Annotated in this window: 18 protein-coding genes; 6 read left to right on the top strand and 12 right to left on the bottom strand. The window is 66.8% G+C overall.

Features of this window, described 5'->3' with window-relative positions; all coding sequences use genetic code 11:
* Positions 1 to 60 precede the first annotated feature (60 nt).
* Positions 61 to 2,169, top strand: a complete 2,109-nt coding sequence (locus tag ACSZL9_RS10535; protein ID WP_446665448.1) for a HelD family protein — start codon at positions 61 to 63, stop codon at positions 2,167 to 2,169.
* On the opposite strand, the gene ACSZL9_RS10530 is transcribed toward ACSZL9_RS10535, so the two are convergent.
* Positions 2,166 to 4,004 carry a bifunctional metallophosphatase/5'-nucleotidase gene (locus tag ACSZL9_RS10530; protein ID WP_446665447.1) on the bottom strand — a complete coding sequence of 613 codons (1,839 nt, stop codon included), beginning with the start codon at positions 4,002 to 4,004 and terminating at the stop codon, positions 2,166 to 2,168. The genes ACSZL9_RS10535 and ACSZL9_RS10530 overlap by 4 nt on opposite strands.
* Positions 4,005 to 4,169: 165 nt before the next feature.
* Positions 4,170 to 5,402, bottom strand: a complete 1,233-nt coding sequence (locus ACSZL9_RS10525; RefSeq protein ID WP_446665446.1) for a homogentisate 1,2-dioxygenase domain-containing protein — start codon at positions 5,400 to 5,402, stop codon at positions 4,170 to 4,172.
* Positions 5,403 to 5,502: 100 nt separating this feature from the next.
* Here ACSZL9_RS10525 and ACSZL9_RS10520 point away from each other — a divergent pair, with 100 nt between their 5' ends.
* The gene (locus ACSZL9_RS10520; protein WP_446665445.1) at positions 5,503 to 6,315 is read left to right on the top strand and encodes a hypothetical protein; all 813 of its coding nucleotides are present in this window, start codon (positions 5,503 to 5,505) and stop codon (positions 6,313 to 6,315) included.
* A complete protein-coding gene (gene fahA, locus ACSZL9_RS10515; protein WP_446665444.1) occupies positions 6,312 to 7,517 on the top strand; it encodes a fumarylacetoacetase in 1,206 nt (401 codons plus the stop codon). The genes ACSZL9_RS10520 and fahA overlap by 4 nt, the downstream gene beginning before the upstream one ends.
* Here fahA and ACSZL9_RS10510 read toward each other — a convergent pair.
* Both ACSZL9_RS10510 and ACSZL9_RS10505 read right to left on the bottom strand, forming a co-directional pair.
* Positions 7,514 to 8,365, bottom strand: coding sequence for an RDD family protein (locus ACSZL9_RS10510; protein ID WP_446665443.1), 852 nt, complete (start codon positions 8,363 to 8,365; stop codon positions 7,514 to 7,516). The two genes, fahA and ACSZL9_RS10510, sit on opposite strands and share 4 nt — an antisense overlap.
* 114 nt (positions 8,366 to 8,479) lie before the next feature.
* Positions 8,480 to 10,183 carry an APC family permease gene (locus ACSZL9_RS10505; protein WP_446665442.1) on the bottom strand — a complete coding sequence of 568 codons (1,704 nt, stop codon included), beginning with the start codon at positions 10,181 to 10,183 and terminating at the stop codon, positions 8,480 to 8,482.
* A gap of 224 nt (positions 10,184 to 10,407) precedes the next feature.
* Here ACSZL9_RS10505 and ACSZL9_RS10500 point away from each other — a divergent pair, with 224 nt between their 5' ends.
* Together ACSZL9_RS10500 and ACSZL9_RS10495 are read left to right on the top strand one after the other, a co-directional pair.
* Positions 10,408 to 10,929: a hypothetical protein gene (locus tag ACSZL9_RS10500; RefSeq protein WP_446665441.1), complete on the top strand. Its 522-nt coding sequence runs from the start codon at positions 10,408 to 10,410 to the stop codon at positions 10,927 to 10,929.
* Entirely contained in the window at positions 10,929 to 11,231 is a 303-nt protein-coding gene (locus ACSZL9_RS10495; protein ID WP_446665440.1) for a hypothetical protein, read from the top strand. Before ACSZL9_RS10500 ends, ACSZL9_RS10495 begins: the two co-directional genes overlap by 1 nt.
* A 150-nt stretch (positions 11,232 to 11,381) precedes the next feature.
* On the opposite strand, the gene hppD is transcribed toward ACSZL9_RS10495, so the two are convergent.
* Positions 11,382 to 12,587: a 4-hydroxyphenylpyruvate dioxygenase gene (hppD, locus tag ACSZL9_RS10490; RefSeq protein ID WP_446665439.1), complete on the bottom strand. Its 1,206-nt coding sequence runs from the start codon at positions 12,585 to 12,587 to the stop codon at positions 11,382 to 11,384.
* Between the two features lie 159 nt (positions 12,588 to 12,746).
* On the opposite strand from hppD, the gene ACSZL9_RS10485 reads away from it, so the two are divergent.
* Positions 12,747 to 13,223, top strand: a complete 477-nt coding sequence (locus ACSZL9_RS10485) for an Lrp/AsnC family transcriptional regulator (protein ID WP_446665438.1) — start codon at positions 12,747 to 12,749, stop codon at positions 13,221 to 13,223.
* A gap of 947 nt (positions 13,224 to 14,170) precedes the next feature.
* Here ACSZL9_RS10485 and ACSZL9_RS10480 read toward each other — a convergent pair.
* From ACSZL9_RS10480 to ACSZL9_RS10450, 7 genes are all read right to left on the bottom strand, one after another.
* Positions 14,171 to 15,925 (bottom strand): DEAD/DEAH box helicase, encoded by a 1,755-nt coding sequence (locus ACSZL9_RS10480; protein ID WP_446665437.1) that lies wholly within the window; start codon positions 15,923 to 15,925, stop codon positions 14,171 to 14,173.
* A 68-nt stretch (positions 15,926 to 15,993) separates the two neighbouring features.
* The gene (locus ACSZL9_RS10475; RefSeq protein ID WP_446665436.1) at positions 15,994 to 16,317 is read right to left on the bottom strand and encodes a DUF3039 domain-containing protein; all 324 of its coding nucleotides are present in this window, start codon (positions 16,315 to 16,317) and stop codon (positions 15,994 to 15,996) included.
* Between the two features lie 32 nt (positions 16,318 to 16,349).
* Complete coding sequence (locus ACSZL9_RS10470; protein WP_446665435.1) at positions 16,350 to 16,919, bottom strand: YqgE/AlgH family protein; 570 nt, start codon at positions 16,917 to 16,919, stop codon at positions 16,350 to 16,352.
* 45 nt (positions 16,920 to 16,964) lie between these two features.
* Positions 16,965 to 19,142 (bottom strand): DEAD/DEAH box helicase, encoded by a 2,178-nt coding sequence (locus tag ACSZL9_RS10465; protein WP_446665434.1) that lies wholly within the window; start codon positions 19,140 to 19,142, stop codon positions 16,965 to 16,967.
* Positions 19,143 to 19,535: 393 nt separating this feature from the next.
* Positions 19,536 to 20,945 carry a malic enzyme-like NAD(P)-binding protein gene (locus ACSZL9_RS10460; RefSeq protein WP_446665433.1) on the bottom strand — a complete coding sequence of 470 codons (1,410 nt, stop codon included), beginning with the start codon at positions 20,943 to 20,945 and terminating at the stop codon, positions 19,536 to 19,538.
* Positions 20,946 to 21,033: 88 nt separating this feature from the next.
* Complete coding sequence (pntB, locus tag ACSZL9_RS10455) at positions 21,034 to 22,458, bottom strand: Re/Si-specific NAD(P)(+) transhydrogenase subunit beta (protein WP_446665432.1); 1,425 nt, start codon at positions 22,456 to 22,458, stop codon at positions 21,034 to 21,036.
* 13 nt (positions 22,459 to 22,471) lie between these two features.
* On the bottom strand, positions 22,472 to 23,998 hold the full coding sequence (locus tag ACSZL9_RS10450) for a Re/Si-specific NAD(P)(+) transhydrogenase subunit alpha (RefSeq protein WP_446665431.1): 1,527 nt from the start codon (positions 23,996 to 23,998) through the stop codon (positions 22,472 to 22,474).
* Positions 23,999 to 24,007: the final 9 nt, after the last annotated feature.

The raw sequence follows: 24,007 nt of genomic DNA, 5'->3' as shown, positions 1-24,007 counted from the left end.
GGGGAACATCCGCTCATCATCAGTGGTTGAGACGGTGCTGTCACCGCACGAGAGGACCCCGTGAGCGAACCGACCAGCCGCCATACCGATGCACTGAACCAGGAACAACAGCTCGTCGACGATGCCTACCTGCGCAGGGACGAGCTGCTCCACGAGGTCGAGCAGGACCTCGAGACCACACCACGCGACGCCGTCGAGGCTGCGCGATTCACCACGTTGCGCCGCAGGCGCGCCGACCTGCGGTATGCCGAGACCGGCCTGGTCTTCGGCCGGCTCGACTCGACCGACGGCACCACCCGGCATCTCGGCCGGGTCGGCCTGCCACACCCGGATGGCGATCGCGAGCCACTCGTGCTCGACTGGCGGGCGCCCGCGGCGCGTGCCTTCTACACGGCCACTCCGCTCGATCCGCAGGGTCAGCAACGTCGCCGCCACATCCGCACCGAGGGCCGCGCTGTCGTCGGGGTGGACGACGAACCTCTCGACAACGCAACGGGTTCCGGTGAGCTGGTCGGTGAGGGTGCGCTGCTCAACGCGCTCTCCGCGCGACGCACCGGACGCATGGGCACCGCAGTCGCGACCCTGCAGCGCGAGCAGGACGACATCGTGCGGGCTGCCACCGACGGGCCGCTGATCGTGCAGGGCGGGCCAGGCACGGGCAAGACGGTCGTCGCGCTGCACCGCGTCGCCTACCTGCTCTTCAACGACGCTGAGCTCGCGAGCGAGGGCGTGCTCGTCCTCGGGCCGTCGCGCCGGTTCCTGGACTACATCGCCCAGGTGCTGCCCGCCCTCGGCGAGACCGCCGTAGTTTCTGCGACGTGCGAGACGTTGCTGCCCGAAGTGTCCGTCGAGCGCGACGAGTCACGACAGCTCGCGGAGATCAAGGGCCGCGCATCCTGGCAGCGGGGGCTGGCTGACTACGTGGCGTCGCTGGTCCCGGCCCCGTCAGACCTCGACTTCGTCGTCGACGGCGAACGACACACGTTGCCGTTGCATCGCATTCGCCGTGCCGTCGACTCGGCCGTGGCAGGTCGCGACGTGCACTCGGCTCGGCGGTGGTTCGTCGAGAACATCCACGACCTGCTCACCGATGCCGTCGTCGAGCAACACGAAGCACTGCTCACTTGCGTCGAAGAAGGCCTGGAGGACATCCTCGACCGCGTCGATGCGGGACTGGCCGCGTCGGACGACCGCGGGGTGCGCACCGCGGCGTCCAGCGGCGAGGTCGACGGCACGCTCAGTGACGAGGACGTCGAGCGGCTGCGCAGCCGAATCACCAATGACCGCAACATCGCTCGCGTCATCGACACCTTCTGGCCGGTGTATGGCGCCCGCGCCACCCTGCAGCGCCTGCTGCACGACGAGGGACTCCTGCAGCGTTTCGTGCCCGACCTGAGCGCCGACGAACGTGCCATCGTCAGTGCCGAGCCGACGCAGCTCTCGCCCGGCGATATCGCGCTGATCGATGCCGTCGCGGAGCTGCTCGGGCCCACCGAGGCGACGGCCGACCAGGGCGAGTTCCTCGCCGACCGCGCTGCAGCGCGACGCGACTGGGCCTACGGCCACGTGGTCGTCGACGAGGCGCAGGAGCTGTCCGCGATGCAATGGCAGATGGTGCTGCGCCGTGTGCCGTCGCGGTCCATCACCGCGGTCGGCGACATCGACCAGACGGAGGCGCCGCATCGGCATACGTCATGGGAGGAGGCAGTCGCGCCCGTGTTCGGAAACCGTTGGCGGCGTGGCGATCTCACGATCTGCTATCGCACACCGCGAGAGGTCATGGCGTTGACAGCTCCGGTGCTGCAACGTGCCGGGAGCCGCAACGACCCGCCCCGCGCCGTGCGCGACTCGGGCGTCGAGCCGTGGGAGGTCGCCGTCCGCGACGCCACGCTGGGCGACGCCGTCGCCGAGCATGTTGCCGCGATGACCGATCGGTGGGCGGGCGGCACGGTGGGTGTCGTCACGTCGACCGAACGCGTCGAGGCGTTGCGCGCACGGCTGCCGGGCGCCGTCGTGCTCGCCGCGACCGAGGCGAAGGGGCTGGAGTGGGATGCCGCCCTGGTCGTCGACCCGGACGGCATCACCTCCGAACCCCGCGGCTGGAACGGCCTGTATGTCGCGCTGACCCGTTGCACGCAGGAGCTGGGTCAGCTGCGCCCGACCGGTTAGTTGACCTCGATCGGCGTCGACCCGGACACCAGCTTCCAGTCGACCTGGTGGAAGGTGGCCGGGTCGATCGTCTTGTTCTCGGTCACCCAGTCGATGATCAACTGACGAATCTCGTTCTGCCGGTTGTAAACAACCTCTGCCGTTGTCACGTCCGGGAAGCCGCCACCACCGGACTGGCGGTAGTTGTTGATCGCAATGACGAAGGTGTCGCTGTCGGCGACCGGCTTGCCGTCATACGCCAGGTCGCGGATGCGGCTTCCGGCAGGCACGCTGAGGTCGATGTCGTAGGTCAGTGCCGCGTCGAGCCCGCCCATGACGTCGTAGTTGTAGTCCGGCGTGCCGTTCGGTGAGGTCGGGGTCTTGGCGTTGGTCACCTCATCCATGTCGAACGGTCCGGTGCCGCTGACCTGCTGGAAGTAGGTGGCCGACGTCTCCAGGTAGGCCTTGACCTGCTTGCCGGTGAACTTGATGCCCAGCAGCGTGTTGTCGTAGATGTAGAGGCCCGCGACGTCGCGCACGGTGACGTCACCCTTGGGGATCACCGCGGTGCGGCTGAACGGCGCCGCGATCGACAACACGGGCGTCGACTCGTCTGCCGTGGCCGCAAGACCCGCCTTGACCGCCTGTGCCTGCACCAGATTGATGAAGTCCACGGCGGCGGCATCCTCGACGCAGGCCCGTGCGCCGCTCATCGTCTCCACGCAGGTGCCGATCACGCCGTTGACGTAGGTGCGCACCTTCTCGTGCGGGGTGCGCAGCAGTGCAGCGACCGTCGGGTCCTCCGGTGCGGTGTTGGAGTTGAGCAGAGTCGCTGCCGAACTCGCGACCTCCCACTGGCCCTTGGTCTTGCGGAGGCCGATGTCCATCACCGTGACGCGCTCGCCGAAGCACAGCGGCTCGGACAGGAGGACCTGCTTGCCGGTCTTCTCGTTGGTCACGAAGCGTTGCGGGATCTCTACGTGGGCGTGCCCGACCAGGATCGCGTCGATGTCCGGAACCTGTTGCGCCAGAAGGGTGCTCGCGTTCTCCGGGTAGGGCAGCGCGTCACCGTATGACGACGACGTGTCCGCACCCGAGTGGCACGACACGATCACGATGTCGGCCCCGGCCTTCTTGACCTCGGGCACGACCTTCGCGGCCTGCTCCACGATGCCGTTGAACTTCACCTTGCCCTCGACGTTCGCCTTGTCCCAGATGGCGACGCCAGGCGTCACCAGGCCGACGATGCCGACGGTCACCGGCTTGTGACCACGCACGTGGATGCGCTTCAGCGTGTATGCCGGAAAGGCGGACTTGCCGGTCTTCCAGTCCAGCGCATTGGCGCCAAGCAGCGGGTGGTGCAGTTGGCTCTGGAAGGTCCGCAGCAGGTCCATGCCGTAGTTGAACTCGTGATTGCCGAGGGCAGCTGCGTCATACCCGATCTGGTTCATTGCCAACGCCATCGGGTGGATGACGCCCTTGCCGATCGGGTCGATCTTGGCGTAGTAGTACGCCAGCGGCGTGCCCTGGATGGTGTCGCCCGCGTCGAGCGTGATGCAGCTGTCGGCGCCGCGCTCCTCGCGCACCGCCTGGATCAACGTGGCGCACTTGGCCGCGCCGACGTCGTTGTGCGCGGCGTCGTCATACTCCTTGTCGCTGAAGTAGTCCCAGTTGTAGACGTGTCCGTGCAGGTCGGTCGTGCCGAGCACGGTCAACCGCAGGTTGCCCTTGCCTCGACCACCGGGGACCGCCTGCGCGGCCGGCGCGTTCACGGCACCGACCACACCGGCACCTCCGATCATCGTCATCGCCAGCAGTTGGCGTCGGCTCGTGGCATGTCGGACAACGGGGTGCATGAAATCTCCTTCAGGGGTGGGACACCGCGCGGATCACGCTCGGCAACTGCACCACGCTAGCCGCGATCGAAAGCGAAATGTCCGTTACGCCGTGCCGAACCCGGACTGACAATGTCCTGCCAGGAGTGCGTTCCACCGCACCTCTGGCAGGACACAAATCACTGTTCAGCGCTTGCCGCCGACCCAACTCCAGGCGTATTTGCCGTCGTCCACCGCACTGCCGGCCTCACCCAACTCCATCGGCCGGAAGGTGTCGACCATGACCGCGAGCTCGTCGAACTCGTGCACGCCGATCGACTTCTCGTAGGCGCCCGGCTGCGGACCGTGCGCGTGACCGCCCGGGTGCAGCGAGATCGAGCCCTTACCGATGCCGGAACCCTTGCGCGCCTCGTAGTCGCCGTCGACGTAGAACATGATCTCGTCGCTGTCGACATTGGAGTGGTAGTAGGGCACCGGGATCGACGCCTCGTGGTAGTCGACCTTGCGCGGCACGAAGTTGCACACCACGAAGTTCGTGCCCTCGAAGACCTGGTGCACGGGCGGCGGCTGGTGCACCTTGCCGGTGATCGGCATGAAGTCGCTGACGTTGAACGCATAGGGGTAGAGGCAGCCGTCCCAGCCCACGACGTCGAGCGGGTGGTAGGGGTAGGTGTAGATCGTGCCGACGATCTTGCCGCCGGTCCCCCGGTGCTTGACGTAAACCTCTGTGGGAGCTTCGGATTCGGCACCGATGTCCTCGGCGAGCAGCGGGCCAAACGGGCCGCGCAGGTCACGCTCGCAGTATGGCGCGTGCTCCAGCAGCTGGCCGAAGCGCGACAGGTAACGCTTCGGCGGTGCGATGTGCGAATTGCCCTCGATCGCATACGCGCGGAATGCCTCGGTGAAGCCCTCGTCCCCCGAAACCACCGGCAACCAACGGTGCGTCGTCGCACGCGGCACGATCAGGTAGTCACCTTCGGCCACGTCGAACGCCCCGAAGACCGTCTCGACGCGCGCGGCACCGCGCTCGACATACACGCACTCGTCACCGATCCCGTTGCGATACCAGGGACTTGGCGCATCGGCGACGACATACGAGATGCGCACGTCGCCGTTGCCGAGAACCAGCCGTCGCCCGGTGACCGCGTCGACACCGGTGTCGGCCTCGCCGAACAGATCGTGCAGTTTGAGGTGACGCGGCACCAGCGGATGATTGGGCTGCGTCTCCAAGGACCGGGCGAACTCCCACGGCTGGGCGTCCGAGATCGCCGACGGCAACCCCCGGTGATAGAGCAACGACGAGTCGCTGGAGAACCCCTCCTCCCCCATCAACTCCTCGTAGTAGACGCTGCCGTCCGGCCTCCGCAGCGCGGTGTGCCGCTGTCTCGGCAGCTGTCCCATCGATCGGTAGAACGCCATTGTTCTCCTTCTTCCCGAGGCTCGTCCGAAGCACCGACTCCGTGTTGCCGACGCACGACCGGTGGCGAGTGCGGCCCGGGTCGCTGGCTACGGTGTCATCATGCCCAGTCTGCCCACCCGCACGCTGTTCACTCAGTTGGTCGACGACGCAGCCGTCTTCCCACCGGGAAACTTCTCGCTCTCCGAGGCTATCGACCGGCGCTCCGCCCGTCGCGGCACCCCGGCATCGGATTTCGTCGGTCCGCTGCTGTTGCCACCGCGATTGATCGACGAGGCGCTCGAGGACCACAGCGGGCTGGTGATCGCAGTCATCGGTCGCAAGGAGACACCGATCGCGCAGGTCGTCGAAGCCGCGGGCCAGGTCGCCGACGCGTCCGGTCATGCACTGGCCGGAGTCGAGGTCGCCGCGGTCGACGGCTGGGAGCGGGTGCTCGACCTGGAGGTCCCCGTCGCCGTCGAGGTGCCGGCCGGTGCTGCGGGCCGGGAGTTGCTGCCCACCCTCGCCGAGTATTCCGGGCAGGTGGTCGCCAAGCTGCGCACCGGCTCGACCCCGACGACAGCGGTGCCCTCCGCGGCGGACACGGCGGCGTTCATCGCCGAGTGCGTGAATGTCGGGATCGCCTTCAAGCTGACCGGCGGCCTACATCGCGCCATCGCACACACCACCGACGGCGGGGACCAGTTCGGCTTCCTCGGTATCCTGCTCGGCGTCCACGCAGCCCTGTTGGGCAACGACGTGGTCGCCGCCCTCACCACCCGGGACGCCACGTCGGTCGGCGACCAGATCCGGGCACTCTCCGAGGCCGACGCCGTGACCATCCGCAACGTCTTCACCAGCTTCGGCTGCTGCGACGTGTTGGACCCGATCCACGACCTGGCCGATCTCGGCCTCGTTCCCGAAAGGACGATATGAACGCCGTCGCCAACGAGCCCTGGGGCATCGACAACCTGCCGTATGGCGTGGCAGACACACCCGACGGCGGCGCGCAGGTCGTCACCCGCCTCGGCGATGACGTCATCGAACTCGCGACGCTGGCCAAATCCGACAACCAGCGCAAGTGGGCCCGCACGTTCGGGCAGAGCTCGCTGAATCCCTTCATCGCACAAGGGCATTCGTCCTGGAAAGCTGCGCGCGAGTGGCTGCACGCGATCCTGCAGGACGACGCACGCAAGGACCTGGTCGCTGCCGCGACGAAGCCGCTGGGCGACGTCGATCTGCACCTGCCGGTGGACATCGCCGACTACGTCGACTTCTATGCCAGCGAGCAGCACGCCACCAACGTCGGGTCGATCTTCCGACCGGACAGCGACGCACTGACCCCCAACTGGAAGCACCTGCCGATCGGCTATCACGGCCGCTCCGGCACGGTAGTGGTCTCCGGCACGGACATCGTGCGGCCGGTCGGCCAGCGCAAGGGCAAGGACGACCCGGCGCCGGTCTTCGGTCCGTGCGTGCGACTCGACATCGAGGCCGAGGTCGGCTTCGTCGTCGGCGGCGAGACCGAGGTCGGCACTCGTGTCTCGGTCGACGAGGCCGGCGAGCACCTCTTCGGTGTCGCACTCTTCAACGACTGGTCGGCTCGCGACATACAGGCGTGGGAATACGTCCCGCTCGGTCCGTTCCTCGGCAAGTCGTTCGCTTCGTCGCTGAGCCCCTGGATCACCCCGATGGCGGCTCTGGAAGCGGCGAAAGCAGCTCTGCCCACTCAGGATCCGAAGCCATTGGACTACCTGCAGGGCGAGGGCGCCTTCGGTCTGGACCTCGAGCTCGAGGTGCGTCTCAACGACACGGTGATCTCGCGCCCGCCGTACAAGGAGATGTATTGGAGCCCGGCGCAGATGCTCGCGCACCTGACCGTCAACGGCGCCAGCCTGCGTGACGGCGACCTCTTCGCGTCGGGCACCGTCTCCGGGGACTCCCCCGACCAGTGCGGCAGTCTGCTCGAACTCGCCTGGAGCGGCACGAGGCCGGTGAAGTTGTCCGACGGCACGACCCGCAGCTTCCTGCAGGACGGTGACACGGTGACCATCACGGCTACCGCCCCGACCGCCGGTGGCGGACGCCTCGCGCTCGGCGAGGTGACCGGGCGGGTCACACCCGCACGCGAGGGTTAACGACCAGCGTGTTTCCCGGCGCGCACGACATACGTCTTGGCGGCCTTGTCGTGCAATGACTGGGCGCTCTTGTCGCCGAGCGGCACGAGCCCGTCGACCAACCCGAAGATCGTGCCGAGGGAGGAGACGAAGGGCACCAGTGAGGTGATGTTGCTGACGCCCTTGACGACGGCGCGGATCCCCGCGGTGCTCAGGTCCGGTGCGTCGGTCGACTTCGCACCACGCACCCTGATCCCGCAGATCAGGTGCCCGATCGTCTGGCCACGCCACGCGACGAGGGCGATCTCGTAGATCAGGTAGAGCAGTAGCGCGACCAGCGGGAACTGCCACGGGACGTCGTAGATCGCGTCGGGCACCGGCGGCTGTGCGGTGTTGTTCTCGGCCGCGGTGACCAGGTCGTCATACCAGTCGGTGATGGTGGTGACCCACGGCTGCAGCCACTGCCAGGTGACCACGACGGTGACGATCGACAGCAGGATGTTGTCGATGATGTAGGCGAACAGCCGCCGCCACCAGGACGCCGTCGGCTCGCCGTCCGGCGCGGTCTTGACCGGCTGGGCGAACTGCTGCCGGGTGTATGGCGACGGCGTCTCGCGCGACTGCTGCGTCGACTGATAGGTGCGCAGCTGCGGACGCTGGCCGTAGCCGCCCGCGGCCTGGGCCTGCTCGGCGGCTCGGCGACGCTCCTGCTCCTCTTCGTACTGTCGCTTGGCGTCGCCGATCCTGGACTGCTCCAGTCCTGGCTTGACCTTCGGCATCGTCCGATCGCTCCACAGGATGCCGTCCCAGTAGCGAAGTAGGTCAGGGTCCTGGGGGTCGTCATACCAACCCGACGCGCGTTCGCTCATGATCTGCTCATCCTCTCATTCGGCAGCTCAGTGCCCCGGGGAGGCACCGCACACGAACACGCGCCTCCCTCCCCGCACTGTGGGGAGGGAGGCGCGTGTGCGGTATGGCGCGGATCAGCCCTCAGGGGCCAGCTTGTCCGCGTCTTCGTCGATGATCTCCTCGGTTTCGTTGAGGATCTCCTCGACTCGCTTACCCGGCAGCTGGCAGTACCAGGCCAGCGCGAGCACGATGACCGTCAGGATGATGTTGGCGACAATGCCGCCGTTGAAGCCGTAGACGTCGGCCTGGCCGGCTTCCTTGTCGTCCGAGCCGGAGTAGCTGCCGAGGTAGCTGACCAGCAGGATGCCGGCGAACCACACCAGCACCCACCAGCCGTACTTGAACTCCAGCTTCGGCGCCCGGCCCTTGTCCATGACCTGGAAGATGCCCAGGAAGATGTAACCGATGGCGACGGCCGCCATCATCTTCCACACCTGGTCCCAACCGGCCCAGTACATGATCAGGTTGGTTGCCAGCAGCGCGAGCGGGCCGACGACCCACGGCGCCTTGGCACGGTAGGGGCGCTCCATGTCCGGCAGCTGCTTGCGGAACGTCAGCAGTGCGATCGAGCCACTACCGAAGGACAGCACGGTCAGCGAGGTGACGATCGAGACCAGCGACTGCCAGCTCGGGAACGGCAGGAAGAAGATGCAACCCGCGACCCAGGCCAGGATCAGGCTGACCCATGGCACACCGTTGTTGTTGACCTTCGCCAGTCCGGCGGGGGCGTTGCGGTTGCGGCCCATCGCGTAGGACATACGCGCGGTGACGCTGGTGTAGATCAGGCCGGTGTCGCCGGGGCTGATGAACGCGTCGGCGTAGAGCAGACCGGCCAGCCAGCCCATCCCGAGGAAGGTGGCCATCGCGGCCAGCGGGCTGAAGTTACCCGCATCGGTGCCGACCTCAATGGCGTTGCCGACGCCGGACCAGCCGTTCTCGGCAAGTGCGGACGGGTCCAGAGCACCGATGAAGGCGATCTGCAGCAGGATGTAGAGAACACCACAGATCAGGATCGAGCCGATCAGCGTCAGCGGGACGTTCTTCTTCGGGTTGTCGGTCTCACCGGCCAGCTCAATGCCCTGGCGCCAGCCGAGGAACGAGAAGGCGATACCTGCGGCCGGAATGGCCTCCATCGCACCCTTGATGCCGTTGGGGGCGAATCCGCTGCCGTCCTTGACGGTGGCGGAGAAGTTGTCCATGTGGAAGGCCGCGATCATGATCGCCGCAATGACCAACACGATCATGATGAGCTTCCACCAGACCAACACGTTGTTGATCCGGGCGAACCACTTGACGCCGAGGAAGTTGATCAGCACGAAGAGGCCGAGCATCAGGATCGCGACGACCAGACCCGCAGGCTTCAGCGTGCCGTTCGGGTTCATCAGCCAGTGGACGTATGACGCCGCGTAGGTCAGCACGGCCGAGACCTCGACCGCGGCGACCGACGCACACGCCAGCCAGGTGATCCAGCCGAACGAGTAGCTGGCGAACGAACCCCATGCATAGTGCGGGTAACGCGCGACACCACCACTACGCGGCATCATCACCCCGAGCTCGGCGTAACTGAGGCCGATGAACAGGAACATGATGGTGCCGACGATCCACGACAGAATCGCGGCGGGGCCGGCGAGGCTGGATGCGTGCAGCGAGCTGAAGAGCCAACCGGACCCGATGATCGAGCCGATGGCTGTGAACAGGAGTCCGACGGTGCCGAACTCCTTCTTGAGATGCGGGTCGTCACCCGCGACGTTATCTACCTTCTCGGTACCGACGCTCATAGCTGTGCATCATCCCTTTCGGCTCCCATGCACGATGCGATTTTCCTGTCATGCTCCGCCGAGCACCACAACCTGTGAACTGTGACACACTCCGAGAGCGTTAGCACGGTAGTCGCCCAAAGTTTTGAATGGTCAAGCGGCACACCGAAGTTGTGCCAAATTGAGATCTGGGAACGCAGGCTCTACTCCACCCATGGGGGTGACTGCCGAGTAGGCTCGCACGCATGCTGAAGCTGATGCTCCTGCTGCACCTCGTGACGGCGATCTTTGCTGTCGGACCGCTCGTGCACGCCGTCACCACCGCCTCGCGCGGCCTGCGTCGGGGCGACGGCGACGCTGTGGAGTCGTCCGCCCGGATGGCGAAGATCTACTCGATCGCCTCGGTGCTGGTCGTCGTCTTCGGCTTCGGGCTGATGTCCCAGAAGCGCCGCGGCAAGGAGCTGGCATCCTTCGGCGACACGTGGATCTGGCTGTCGCTGGTGCTGTGGGCGGTGGCGATCGTCGTGACCTTCGTCGTCATCGTGCCGTCGCTGGACCGGGCAGCCGAAACCCTCCGCGCACCAAGCGAATCGGGCGACGAGCCAAGCCGGTCGAGTAGCCCGGAGGAGCGCAGCGGAGGAGGGCGTATCGAGACCAGCGCGGCCGCCGTGTCGTCATACACCGCACGCGTGGCAGCCTCCGGCGGCGTCGTCGGCATCATCTTCGTGGTGATCGTCGTGCTGATGGTCTACCGGCCGGGCAGCTGATGACGCCCGCCGAGGTCGCCGACTTCCTCGCGACGCTGCCCGGTTGCAAGGAGAAGGGCACGTCCGCCAGGCCCGGCTGGTATGTCGCAGGGCGCGTCGTCGCCCGCCTCGTCGCGTCGGACGAGTTGATGATCCGGTGCGACTTCGCAGTGCGTGACCGACTCGTGGCGGAGCACCCGGAGACGTTCGGCATACCGCCGGCATACGACGCGCACATGAAGGTGCAGGCGATGCTGACGGGCGACGCGGACGCCATCCGGTCGGCGCTACGGGCCGCCTGGCAGATGCAGCGCAGCGCCTGACACCGGCGCCCGATCACGTTGCAGGACAAGCGTTTCCAGGCCGGACAGCCATCGGCCACGACCGCTGCTGCGGTCGTGGCCGATGCCTCTTACGAATCTCGCCGGGCGGCACATGGGGGGCATAGCCACCCGGCGTGATCCGAAGTCTTCTCAGAGGTTGCCGCGCTTGTCCTGCTCGCGCTCGATCGCCTCGAAGAGTGCCTTGAAGTTGCCCTTGCCGAAGCCGAGCGACCCGTGCCGCTCGATCAGCTCGAAGAACACCGTCGGCCGGTCGCCGAGCGGCTTGGTGAAGATCTGCAGCAGGTAGCCGTCCTCGTCGCGGTCGACCAGGATGCCGCGCTTCTGCAGCTCCTCGACCGGCACCCGCACCTCACCGATGCGAGCGCGCAGCTCCTCGTCCTCGTAGTAGCTGTCCGGCGTGTTGAGGAACTCAACACCGTTGGCACGCAACGCATCCACCGACTTGATGATGTCACCGGTCGCGACAGCGAGGTGCTGGGCGCCCGCGCCACGATAGAACTCGAGGTATTCGTCGATCTGCGACTTCTTCTTGGCGACGGCCGGCTCGTTGAGCGGGAACTTCACCCGGTGGTTGCCGTTGGCGACGACCTTGCTCATCAGTGCCGAGTAGTCCGTGGCGATGTCGTCACCGATGAACTCGGCCATGTTCACGAAGCCCATGACGCGGTTGTAGAACTCGACCCACTCGTCCATGTGCCCGAGCTCGACGTTGCCGACGATGTGGTCCAGCGCCTGGAAGAGTCGCTTGGGCTGACCCTCCTTGCGCTCGATGGTGGAGGTCTGCGCGACATACCCCGGCAGGTAGGGGCCGTCGTACTTCGACCGGTCGACCAGCGTGTGGATGGTCTCACCGTATGTCGCAATGGCACCGATGCGGACGGTGCCGTGCTCGTCGGTCATATCCTCCGGCTCACGGACGACCGTCGCGCCGACCGAGCGCGCCTGGGCGATGCACTTGTCCACGTCAGGGACCTCGAGCGCGATGTCGACGACACCGTCGCCGTGCTTGCGGTGGTGCTCGATCAGCGGGCTGTCGGGGTCGACCGCGCCGTTGATGACGAAGCGGATCGAGCCGCTCTTGAGCACGAACGACTTGTGGTCGCGGTTGCCGGTCTCCGGACCGCTGTAGGCGACCAGCTCCATGCCCCAGGCGCTCTGGTAGTAGAGCGCGGACTGCGTGGCGTTGCCCGACACGAAGACGATCGAGTCCCACCCGGTCACCGGGAACGGGTCCTTGTCGGCGTCGTAGTCGACCAGGCCCACCAGTTGCTTCAGCTGCTCCATGTCCTGGCCGGCAGCGAGTTCATCGGGTGTGAGGTTCACAGTCGTTGTCATGGGTTCACTGTGCTCGCGGTCACATGACTCCGCAATCGGACGATAGTACGCTGATCAGGATGCACAATCTGCTTGGCAGATCTCGTGTCACACTGAGCATTTTGCACACCATCGACCGAAGCCTTATTGGCCGAAGCCTTCCTCAGGAGCTGCACCAACGTGTCGACCGTCGACGATCTTGATGCCCGTCTGATCGCGCTGCTCAGTGACCAGCCGCAGATCGGCGTGCTCGGCGCCTCTCGGGAGCTGGGAGTCGCGCGCGGCACGGTGCAGGCGCGACTGGACAGGCTGCTCGAGCGGGGCGTGATCTCGTCGCTGGCCCCGACGGTCTCCCCCACCGCACTGGGTTATCCGGTGATGGCGTTCTGCACCCTGCAGATCCAGCAGCGCAAGGGGCGCCAGGCCGTCGTCGACCACCTCGGCGGCATCCCGGAAGTGCTGGAGGTCCACACGATCACGGGCGGCGGCGACCTACTGGCGCGCGTCGTCGCGCGCAACAACGCCGACCTGCAACGCGTGATCGATCAGATCGTCGAGACCGGGCTAGTCGTGCACGCATCGACCACGATCGCGCTCGCCGAGCTCGTCGCGCACCGCACCCTGCCGCTGGCTCGAGAGGCAGCTGACCGGCGCTGATCGAGTAGCGAGGAACGAGCACTCAAGGTGATCGAGTAGCGAGGAACGAGCACTCAAGGTGATCGAGTAGCGAGGAACGAGCACTCAAGGTGATCGAGTAGCGAGGAACGAGCACTCAAGGTGATCGAGTAGCGAGGAACGAGCACTCAAGGTGATCGAGTAGCGAGGAACGAGCACTCAAGGTGATCGAGTAGCGAGGAACGAGCACTCAAGGTGATCGAGTAGCGAGGAACGAGCACTCAAGGTGATCGAGTAGCGAGGAACGAGCACTCAAGGTGATCGAGTAGCGAGGAACGAGCACTCAAGGTGATCGAGTAGCGAGGAACGAGCACTCAAGGTGATCGAGTAGCGAGGAACGAGCACTCAAGGTGATCGAGTAGCGAGGAACGAGCACTCAAGGTGATCGAGTAGCGAGGAACGAGCACTCAAGGTGATCGAGTAGCGAGGAACGAGCACTCAAGGTGATCGAGTAGCGAGGAACGAGCACTCAAGGTGATCGAGTAGCGAGGAACGAGCACTCAAGGTGATCGAGTAGCGAGGAACGAGCACTCAAGGTGATCGAGTAGCGAGGAACGAGCACTCAAGGTGATCGAGTAGCGAGGAACGAGCACTCAAGGTGATCGAGTAGCGAGGAACGAGCACTCAAGGTGATCGAGTAGCGAGGAACGAGCACTCAAGGTGATCGAGTAGCGAGGAACGAGCACTCAAGGTGATCGAGTAGCGAGGAACGAGCACTCAAGGTGATCGAGTAGCGAGGAACGAGCACTCAAGGTGATCGAGTAGCGAGGAACGAGCACTCAAGGTGATCGAGTAGCGAGGAACGAGCACTCAAGGTGATCGAGTAGCGAGGAACGAGCACTCAAGGTGATCGAGTAGCGAGGAACGAGCACTCAAGGTGATCGAGTAGCGAGGAACGAGCGTATCGAGATCCCGCCAACCCGCCTGGCCTACTTCTTACGACCGACGAACCAGTTGCGGATCATCGTGATCCGCTCGCTGACCTCCTCCGAGGAGGCCCGATCCAGAGCCGGCCCGCCGCACTTCACCCGCAACTCGTGGTGCACGTGCGCGTGCGGCTTCCCGGACTTCGTCGAGTATGCCGCGACGAGTTTGTTCAGCTCTTTGCGCTGGGCCGCCAGCGCACGGTGCGCCGCCACCGGCTGATCATCCTTCGGCTTCTTGCGGCCGGTGCGCAGCTGCTTGTCCTGCCGCTGCCGAAGCAGGCTGGTGACCTGGTCAGGCTCCAAAAGGCCTGGTAGCCCTAGGTATTCCTCTTCCTCGTCGCTGCCGGCGACCGCGCCCAACCCGAACTGCTGGGCGTCGAACATGACGTGGTCGAACTCCGCCTCGGACTCCAGCGCCTCGAACTTCCCCTCGAGCTCACCGGAGGCCGACTCCTCGCGGTTGGCCTCCTCGAGCAGACCTTCTTCCTCGTCCCAGATCGAATCCTCAGCCTTCTCAGGCCGATCCAGCGCGTGGTTGCGCTCCTTCTCCATCGAAGCAGCCAGCTCCATGATGGTGGGCACCGTCGGCAGGAAAACCGTCGCGGTCTCGCCACGGCGCCGAGCCCGCACGAAGCGGCCCACGGCCTGGGCGAAGTAGAGCGGCGTCGAGGTCGAGGTGGCGAAAACCCCCACGGCCAGGCGTGGCACGTCAACACCTTCGGACACCATCCGGACGGCCACCATCCAGCGGTCCTCGGACTGAGCGAACTCCTCGATCCGCGAGGACGCACCGCTGTCGTCGGACAGCACCACGGTGGGCCGAACCCCGCTGACCTCGTGGAGAATCCGCGCGTAGGCACGGGCCGCCGTCTGGTTAGACGCGATGACCAGACCACCGGCGTCCGGCACGTGTCGACGCACCTCGGTCAATCGCTTGTCCGCCGCCCGGAGCACCGCCGGGATCCATGCGCCGGTCGGGTCCAGTGCGGTCCGCCATGCCGCGGCGGTGGCGTCCTTGGTCAGTGGCTCACCGAGCCGTGCAGCGATCTCGTCGCCGGCCGACGTGCGCCAGCGCATCGCCCCGCCATACGCCATGAAGAGCACGGGACGGACGACGCCGTCACGCAGCGCGTCGGCGTAGCCGTAGGTGAAGTCACTCGCCGAGCGACGGATGCCGTCGGGCCCCTCGTCGTAGCGGACGAACGGGATCGGTGCGGTGTCGGACCGAAAAGGCGTGCCGGTCAAGCAGATTCGTCGCGTCGCCGACTCGAATGCCTCGCGCATGGCATCGCCCCACGACTTGCTGTCACCACCGTGATGCACCTCGTCGAGGATCACCAGGGTGCGTTTGGCGACCGTCCGTTTACGGTGCAGCGCCGGTCGGCTGGCCACGCCCGCGTAGGTCACCGCAATGCCGTGGAAGTCGGCCGAGTGCTGCTCCTGGGCGTTGGTGAACCGCGGATCGATGTGTATGCCGACCCGCGACGCCGCATCCGCCCACTGGGTCTTCAGGTGCTCGGTCGGGGCAACGATCGTGATCTGCTCGATGATGCCGCGTTGCAACAGCTCCGTCGCCAATCGCAAGGCATAGGTGGTCTTGCCGGCTCCGGGCGTCGCAACAGCCAGGAAGTCACGCGGCTGCTCGGCGAGGTAACGGTCCAGCGCCGCGGCCTGCCAGGCACGAAGTTTGCCCGCGGTCCCCCACGCCGCCTTCCCTGGAAACGCCGGTGAGAGTTGCGAAGCGGCGGAGGTACTCATAGGCCGCCAAGGCTAACCTCCACCACCGTCACTGCCCGGACGCGGGGCAGGTCCTTGCTGCGACGACCTCAGCCCTTGTCGTCGCCACCGTCCTGCGGCGGGGTGATGCCTTCGTAGATCTCCTTGCAGGTCGGGCAGGTCGGGAACTTCTCCGGGTCCCGGCCCGGCACCCAGACCTTGCCGCAGAGCGCCGTCACGGGCTCACCCGACAGCGCGCTCTCCATGATCTTCTCCTTGCGCACGTAGTGCGCGAACCGCTCGTGATCGCCCGGATCCTGCAGTTGCTCCTGGCTGTCGGTGCGCTCGCGCTCCAGTGTCGCCGTGGAAGTGCTGGGAAGGCTCGGAGCCGCCTCCGGGGAGGACAGCCGATCCGGTTCGTCAAGGGTGCTCATGCCACCCCATTGTAGTTGCGGGTGCGATGACGTCAGTTCAGATCCGGGTCGGCCGGGAAGGTGACCGCGAAGGAGACGACGCTGCGTTGCCGCCGCAGGATGCGCTCCCACAGCTCGGCGGGGTCACCGCTGAAGGGGTCGGCGGTCTGCGCATTCACGACGAACCACAGGCCTTCCTCGATCTCGTCCTCGAGCTGCCCGGCGCCCCACCCGGCGTAGCCGGCATAGATCCGCAACCTGTCCACGACCGGGGCGATGATCGGTGGTGGCGCGTCGAGATCGACCAGGCAGATGTCACCGAAAAGGGCTCGTATGCCGAGTGACTCGTCCTCGTTGCCGTCCGCCGAAGCCAACGCCAGTGCGGTGTCCAACGACACGGGTCCGCCCTGGAAGATGCAGTCGGGAGCCGTCACGTGCTCCTGCCAGCCGGGCAGCACGGAGTCCACCTCGGCCCCAAGGGGTCGGTTGAGGATCAGCCCGTGGGCTCCGTCCTCGTCGTGATGCAGGATCAGGACCACGCTGCGATTGAAGACGTCGTCCTCGACGACCTCGGACTCCTCCCTCGGCACTGCGACGAGGAGCTGTCCGGTCAGGTCGGTCACCCGGCCATTATGGGTGACCGACCTGCGGAACTGTGTCGACCCGAGTCAGCGCGTCGAACGCCCGCGCTGGAACCGGTCCCGGCCCCCGCGGTTGCCGTCCCGGCCGCCTCGGTAGCCACCGCGACCACCGCGATCGCCGTAGCGGTTGTGCCCGCCGCGACCTCGATCGCCATACGACCGGCCACCGCGTGATGCGCGGGGCGGGCTGATCAGGCGCTGCAGATCGGCCTCCGAGATCGGCGCGCCCTCGGGCGTGCTGCCACCGGTGGCGCGGATGACGTCGTCGCCGGGACGAGCGCTCTGCAACTCGATCTCGACCCCGGCCGCGTCCAGCAGGCGCTGCATGGTGCGGCGCTGATGCGGCAGCGCCAGGGTGACGACGGTGCCCTTCTCACCGGCACGCGCGGTGCGACCCGCACGGTGCTGGTAGTCCTTGTGATCGGCGGGCGGGTCCACCTGGAGCACGACGCCAACGTCGTCGACGTGGATGCCACGGGCGGCGACGTCGGTCGCGACCAGCACCGGGACCTTGCCCGACTTGAATGCCGCCAGGACTCGGTTGCGCTGCCCCTGGTTGAGACCGCCGTGCAGCGACGCGGCCAGGACACCCTGGTCACGCAACTCGCCGGCGACACGGTCGGCTCCGAGCTTGGTCCGCACGAAGACCACGGTGCGCCCCGGTCGGTTCGCGACCTCCGCCGTCACCAGCTTCTTGTGGCGCGGCTCGATCAGCAGCGCGTGGTGGTCCATGCCGGTGATCGAGGAGGTGCCGTCGTCAGTGGCGTGCTCGACCGGGTCGGTCAGGTAGCGCTCGACCACGGTGTCGATGCCCCGGTCCAGCGTCGCGGAGAACAGCAGTCGCTGGCCGTCGGTGGGCACCTCGTCCAGGATCTGCTCGATCGCCTCCAGGAAGCCCATCTCCGCCATGTGGTCGGCTTCGTCCAGAACCGCGATCTCGACACGGGACAGGTCGGCCGCGCCGCGCTCCATCAGGTCGATCAACCGGCCCGGGGTGGCGATCAGCAGGTCGACACCGCGCTCCAGCGCGGACAGCTGCGGCTCGTAGGGCATGCCGCCGGCGACCAGCTTGTGCCGCAGGCCGATGACGTGCACGAGCGGCTGCAGGGCGTCGCTGACCTGCATCGCCAGCTCACGGGTGGGCACCAGAACGATGGCCCGCGGCTGGCCCGAGCGCGCCTTGCCGCCCTGCGCCAGACGGGTCAGCAGCGGCAGCCCGAAGGACAGCGTCTTGCCGGACCCGGTCCGTCCACGGCCGAGAACGTCACGCCCGGCGAGTGCATCCGGGATCGTGGCGAGCTGGATCGGGAACGGTGCCGTGATGCCGTCGCGGGCGAGCCGCTCGACCAACGACTCTGGGAGGCCGAGGTCGGCAAAACCGTTGCCCTCCAACGAGATCGGCTCGGTCGGGCGCTCCTGGCGCGGAGCGGACTGCATCGCCGTGTCGCGGGCGGCGTTGTTGCGGGAATTGTCGCGGAAGTCGCGACGAGGGGCGTCGAAGTCCCGGCGTGCCGGGCGCTCGCGCCGGTCGTCACGTCGGTCGCCACGGAACGACTCACGGCGGTCACCGCGGCGGTCGTCGTGCCGGTTGTCGTGTCGATTGTCGTGTCGATTGTCGTGGCGGTTGTCACGGAACGACTCGCGCCGGTCGTCGCGGTTGAAGCTGCGGCGCTGGTCGCGGTCGCCATACCCACGTCGGTCGTCACGCCGGTTCTCGGACCGGTTGTCGCCGTATGCCGGACGACGGTCATTGCGGTCGTTGCGGTCGTTGCGGTCGTTGCGGTCATTACGGAAGGAGTCGCGACGGTTGTCACGTCGGTCATCGCGGCGCTCGTAACCGTCGCGTCGGTCGTCTCGTCGGTCGTAGCCGCGGCTGTCGTTGCCTCCGCGCCGGTCGTCACGCCGGTCGAAGCCGCGGTTGTCACCGTTGCGGCGGTCGTTGCCGCGTCGGTCGTCACGGCTGAAACTGCGGCGGTCGTCGCGGTCGTGTCGGGGGGCGCGGTCGTCATACCGGCGGGCACCGTCACGACCAGCACGGTCGGGCCGCCCGGGGCGATCGTTGCGCCCCGGCCGCTCCGAGCGGTCCGTGCGCTTGGGCCGGTCGCTGAACTCGCCGCGCGCCTTGCGCGCGCCGGATCGCTTCGCCTCCAACTTCTGGGCGCGGGTCCAACGCGCCTTCTTGCCGTCCATTGCCTTCTTGGGCATGCGTGATTCCTCAAGGGTTGATCGGGTGCTGCTGAGCACACCTGCGGGGACAGGCAGACCGCATCGCCCGTGTCGAATCGCTCGAGTCGAAACGAGTGTCGCGCTGCTCGGGGGTCCCTCGCGCCGGAAAGATCTCGGCGCTCACAAAAGGAAATCAGCAATGAACGCAAGATCGCGTAGATAACTCTTCAACGGTAGCGGACGGCGCGAGTGCTCAGCAAAACGAGAACGCCCCCCGCCGCGTGATATTCGACTCACTGCGACCGGCGGCGTCGTGCACAACCCTCAACGGTCGAGGCTTACGCACCCGAAAACCGCCAGACCCCGCGCATAACCCTCAACGGTCGCGGCTTGTGCGCAAAGGAGGCGCTGGGCGCGGCTACTCCCCTTCGCCTACTCGCCTTCGTCGGCGCGGACCGCATCGGCCACCGCACGGGCGACCACGGTCGACACGTCGGGCTGGAACACGCTCGGGATGATGTATGCCGGGTTGAGCTCCTCGGGCTTGACGACATCCGCCAGCGCGTAGGCAGCCGCGAGCATCACATCGATCGTGACGCGGGTGGCCGCGGCGTCCAGCAACCCGCGGAAGACGCCGGGGAAGATCAGCACGTTGTTGATCTGGTTCGCGAAGTCACTGCGCCCGGTGGCCACGACGGTCGCATGCTCGGCTGCGGCAGTGGGGTCGACCTCGGGCTCGGGGTTCGCCAGAGCGAAGACGATCGCGTCGTTCGCCATACCTGCGATGTCGTCGCCGTCCAGCAGGTTGGGCGCGGACACACCGATAAAGACGTCGGCGCCGCGCACCGCGTCCTTGAGCGTGCCGGTGACCCGACTCGGGTTGGTCGCTGAGGCGAGCTTGGCCAGGTCACTGCCCGGTGCCGCTTCGATGTCGGCGCGCCCGGGTTCGACGACTCCGTTGATGTCCGACAGCACGATGTCCTTGGCTCCGGCCGCCATCAGCAGCAACGCGATGGCCGTGCCGGCGGCACCCGCGCCGGACTGCACGATGCGCACGTCGGAGAGCTCCTTGCCGACGACGCGCAGGGCGTTGCGCAGTGCCGCGAGCACCACGATCGCTGTCCCGTGCTGGTCGTCGTGGAACACCGGGATGTCGAGCTCGTCGCGCAGTCGGCGCTCGATCTCGAAGCAGCGGGGCGCGGAGATGTCCTCCAGGTTGATGCCGGCGAACTCCGGAGCGACCGCCTTGACGGTGCGGATGATCTCCTCGGTGTCCTTGGTGTCCAGGCACAGCGGGAATGCGTCGATGTCCGCGAATCGCTTGAAGAGGGCCGCCTTCCCCTCCATGACGGGCAGCGCCGCGAGCGGGCCGATGTCGCCCAGGCCGAGCACAGCAGTGCCGTCGGTGACCACAGCCACGGTGTTGCGCTTGATCGTCAATCGCCTTGCGTCCTCGGGGTTCTCGGCGATGTCGAGGCAGACGCGCGCCACGCCCGGGGTGTAGACCATCGAGAGGTCGTCACGGTTGCGGATCGGGACCTTGGACTCGATCTTCAGCTTGCCACCGAGGTGCGCGAGGAACGTCCGGTCGCTGACCTTGTGGATCTCCACGCCCTCGACCGCACGCATCGACGCCACCAGCTCCGCCGCGTGGTCGGCGTCCCGCGCCGCGGCGGTCACGTCGATCGTCATCCGCGCGTTGTCGGAGTGGTTGATGTCCAGCGCGGTCACCAGCCCCCCGTTGCGCTCGACGGCGCCGGTGAGCTCACTCACCGCGGTGGTTCGGCCGGGCAGATCGACGCGGACGGTGATCGAATTGGACACGGAAGGCAGCGCGCTCATCCGGCCATTCTTGTGTGTCGGTGCACCCCCGTGTCAGCGGGGGTGCACCGACTTCACTGTGAGCTTCGTCGCGAGGTCAGTCGCGGGCTCACCGCAGCCCGGCGATGATCGAGGTGACCTGGTCCTTCGCGTCGCCGAAGAGCATTCCCGTGTTGTCCCGGTAGAACAGCGGATTGGGCACTCCGGCATACCCCGACGCCATCGATCGCTTGAGCACGACGACGTCCGCGGCCTCCCACACCCGCAGCACCGGCATACCCGCGATCGGCGACCCCGGGTCCTCTGCGGCGGCCGGGTTGACGGTGTCGTTGGCGCCGATCACCAGCACCACATCGGTGCCGGTGAAGTCGTCGTTGATCTCGTCCATCTCCAGCACGATGTCGTAGGGCACCTTCGCCTCGGCCAGCAGGACATTCATGTGCCCGGGCAGCCGGCCCGCCACCGGGTGTATGGCGAACCGCACGTCGATCCCCTTGTCGCGCAACGCCTTCGTCAGGTCTGCCACGCCATACTGCGCCTGCGCGACGGCCATGCCGTAACCGGGCGCGATGACCACCGAACTCGCAGCGGACAACAACTCAGCGACCTCGTCGACCCTCGTCTCGCGGTGCGTGCCGAGGTCACCGGCCTCCGAAGGGCCGGCTTCGATACCGAAGCCGCCCGCGATCACCGACAGGAACGAGCGGTTCATCGCCTCGCACATGATGTAGGACAGGTAGGCACCCGAGGAGCCGACCAACGCACCGGTCACGATCAGCAGGTCGTTGCTCAGCAGGAAGCCGGATGCGGCAGCAGCCCATCCCGAGTAGCTGTTGAGCATCGACACCACAACCGGCATGTCACCGCCGCCGATCGACGCGACCAGGTGCAGCCCGAGTGCGAGCGCGAGGATCGTGACGACGATCAGCAGCCACAGTTGCGGTTGGATGCAGAACCACACGGTCAGTGCGACGAAGACGACCAGTGCGCCGAGGTTGAGCAGGTTCTTGGCCGGCAGCACCAGCGGCTGGGACTTCATCCGGGCGGACAGCTTCAGGAACGCGATGATCGACCCGGTGAAGGTCACAGCACCGACGAAGACGCCGATGAACACCTCGGCGTGGTGAATCCCCAACGTCGACAACGAGTCCAGGTGTGCTGCCTCGGCACCGTGCGCGTCGTGCTCGACCTCCAGGTAGCCGTTCCAGCCGACCAGCACCGCAGCGAGTCCGACGAAGGAGTGCAGCAGCGCGATGAGTTCGGGCATGCCGGTCATTTCGACCACGCGAGCGCGCCAGAGACCGATCGCGGCACCGATCAGCATCGCGACGACCAACAGGGCGAGACCGGAACCCTCGATGTCGCGGTCGATGGCGAGCGCGATCGTGGCGCCGAGCGCCAGCGTCATACCGGCGATGCCGAAGGTGTTGCCCACCTTCGCCGTCTCGTGTCGGGACAGCCCGTCCAGCGCGAGGATGAACAGCAGTGCCGCGACGATGTATGCCGCGGACGCAGCAGTAGCAACGGAAATCATGGTGTGCCGCCCCTTATGACCGGGTGAACATCGACAGCATGCGGCGAGTGACCGCGAAGCCGCCGAAGACGTTGATCGACGCCAGCAGGATGGCTGCGAACGAGATGCCGGTGATCACGGTGTCGTGCTGCCCGATCTGCAACAGCGCACCGACCACGATGATCCCGGAGATCGCGTTGGTCACCGACATCAGCGGCGTGTGCAACGCGTGATGCACGTTGCGGATGACGTAGTAGCCGATCACGATCGCCAGCGCGAAGACCGTCAGGTGGACGGTGAGTGCCTCCGGCGAGAACGCCAGCAACACGAAGAGCACGACCGCGGCCCCGAGCACGCCGGCCAGCCGCCGACCCGGTGTCAGTGGTTGCTTCTCCGGCTCGGGCTCCGGCGGTGGAGCTTCCTTCGCCGGTGCGGGAGCGGCCGACACCTCAACCGGCGGTGGCGGCCAGCGGGACTCGCCGTCCCGGGCCACCAGGATGGATCGCTGGACCACGTCGTCCTCGTCCAGCGTCAGCTGCCCGTCCTTGCCGGGCGTGAGCAGCTTCATCAGGTTGACCAGGTTGGTGCCGTAGAGCTGGGAGGCCTGGGCGGGCAGCCGGCCCGCCAGGTCGGTGTAACCGATGATCGTCACGCCGCCGTCGGTGGTGACGACCTCACCGGCGACCGAACCCTCGACGTTGCCGCCGTTGGACGCGGCCATGTCGACGATGACACTCCCAGAGCGCATCGTCGCGACCATGTCTGCGGTGATCAGTCGCGGGGCCGGTCGCCCCGGGATGAGCGCCGTGGTGATGATGATGTCGACGTCCTGCGTCTGGTCGGCATACAACTGCGCCTCACGCGCCTTGTAGTCGTCGCCCATCTCCTTGGCGTAGCCAGTAGCCGACACCTCGGCGTCCGGGTCCTCGATCGAAAGATATTCGCCGCCAAGGGATTTCACCTGATCGGCAACCTCCGGCCGCGGGTCCGTCGCGCGCACGACCGCGCCCAACGACACCGCCGTGCCGATCGCGGCCAACCCGGCGACACCGGCACCGCACACCAGCACCTTCGCCGGCGGCACCTTGCCCGCAGCGGTCACCTGTCCGGTGAAGAACCGGCCGAACTCGTGCGCCGCCTCCACGACCGCGCGGTAACCGGCGATGTTCGCCATCGACGACAACACGTCCAACGACTGCGCGCGCGAGATCCGGGGCGCCGCGTCCAGCGACAACGCGGTGATCGGCCGACTCGCCAGATCCTCGACCAACTCCGGGTTGGTGCGCGGACCGAGTATGCCGACGACCGTCGCTCCCTTGTTCAGTTCGTCGAGTTGATCCGCGGTCAGGGCGTTAACGCCGAAGACTATGTCCGCGCCCAGCGCCTCTCCGACCTCGGCTCCCGCCTCGGCATACGCCGCGTCGGTGAAACTGGAACGCTCACCGGCGCCCGGCTCGACCGTCACGTCATAGCCGAGCCCTTGCAACTGGCGCACCGTCGCGGGTGTGGCCGCAACGCGGGTCTCCCCGGCTGCAGCTTCCTTGACGACTCCGATCCGCATGCATGCTCT

This window comes from Flexivirga sp. B27, from assembly GCF_052905685.1.
This window is presented reverse-complemented; position numbering and strand designations above follow the sequence as displayed.

What these genes read in the sequence shown, in the direction of transcription:
- ACSZL9_RS10530 (WP_446665447.1), bottom strand. Translation starts at nt 4,004, where the DNA reads ATGCACCCCGTTGTCCGACATGCCACGAGCCGACGCCAACTGCTGGCG.
- ACSZL9_RS10525 (WP_446665446.1), bottom strand. Translation starts at nt 5,402, where the DNA reads ATGGCGTTCTACCGATCGATGGGACAGCTGCCGAGACAGCGGCACACC.
- ACSZL9_RS10520 (WP_446665445.1), top strand. Translation starts at nt 5,503, where the DNA reads ATGCCCAGTCTGCCCACCCGCACGCTGTTCACTCAGTTGGTCGACGAC.
- fahA (WP_446665444.1), top strand. Translation starts at nt 6,312, where the DNA reads ATGAACGCCGTCGCCAACGAGCCCTGGGGCATCGACAACCTGCCGTAT.
- ACSZL9_RS10510 (WP_446665443.1), bottom strand. Translation starts at nt 8,365, where the DNA reads ATGAGCGAACGCGCGTCGGGTTGGTATGACGACCCCCAGGACCCTGAC.
- ACSZL9_RS10505 (WP_446665442.1), bottom strand. Translation starts at nt 10,183, where the DNA reads ATGAGCGTCGGTACCGAGAAGGTAGATAACGTCGCGGGTGACGACCCG.
- ACSZL9_RS10500 (WP_446665441.1), top strand. Translation starts at nt 10,408, where the DNA reads ATGCTGAAGCTGATGCTCCTGCTGCACCTCGTGACGGCGATCTTTGCT.
- ACSZL9_RS10495 (WP_446665440.1), top strand. Translation starts at nt 10,929, where the DNA reads ATGACGCCCGCCGAGGTCGCCGACTTCCTCGCGACGCTGCCCGGTTGC.
- hppD (WP_446665439.1), bottom strand. Translation starts at nt 12,587, where the DNA reads ATGACAACGACTGTGAACCTCACACCCGATGAACTCGCTGCCGGCCAG.
- ACSZL9_RS10480 (WP_446665437.1), bottom strand. Translation starts at nt 15,925, where the DNA reads ATGAGTACCTCCGCCGCTTCGCAACTCTCACCGGCGTTTCCAGGGAAG.
- ACSZL9_RS10475 (WP_446665436.1), bottom strand. Translation starts at nt 16,317, where the DNA reads ATGAGCACCCTTGACGAACCGGATCGGCTGTCCTCCCCGGAGGCGGCT.
- ACSZL9_RS10465 (WP_446665434.1), bottom strand. Translation starts at nt 19,142, where the DNA reads ATGCCCAAGAAGGCAATGGACGGCAAGAAGGCGCGTTGGACCCGCGCC.
- ACSZL9_RS10460 (WP_446665433.1), bottom strand. Translation starts at nt 20,945, where the DNA reads ATGAGCGCGCTGCCTTCCGTGTCCAATTCGATCACCGTCCGCGTCGAT.
- pntB (WP_446665432.1), bottom strand. Translation starts at nt 22,458, where the DNA reads ATGATTTCCGTTGCTACTGCTGCGTCCGCGGCATACATCGTCGCGGCA.
- ACSZL9_RS10450 (WP_446665431.1), bottom strand. Translation starts at nt 23,998, where the DNA reads ATGCGGATCGGAGTCGTCAAGGAAGCTGCAGCCGGGGAGACCCGCGTT.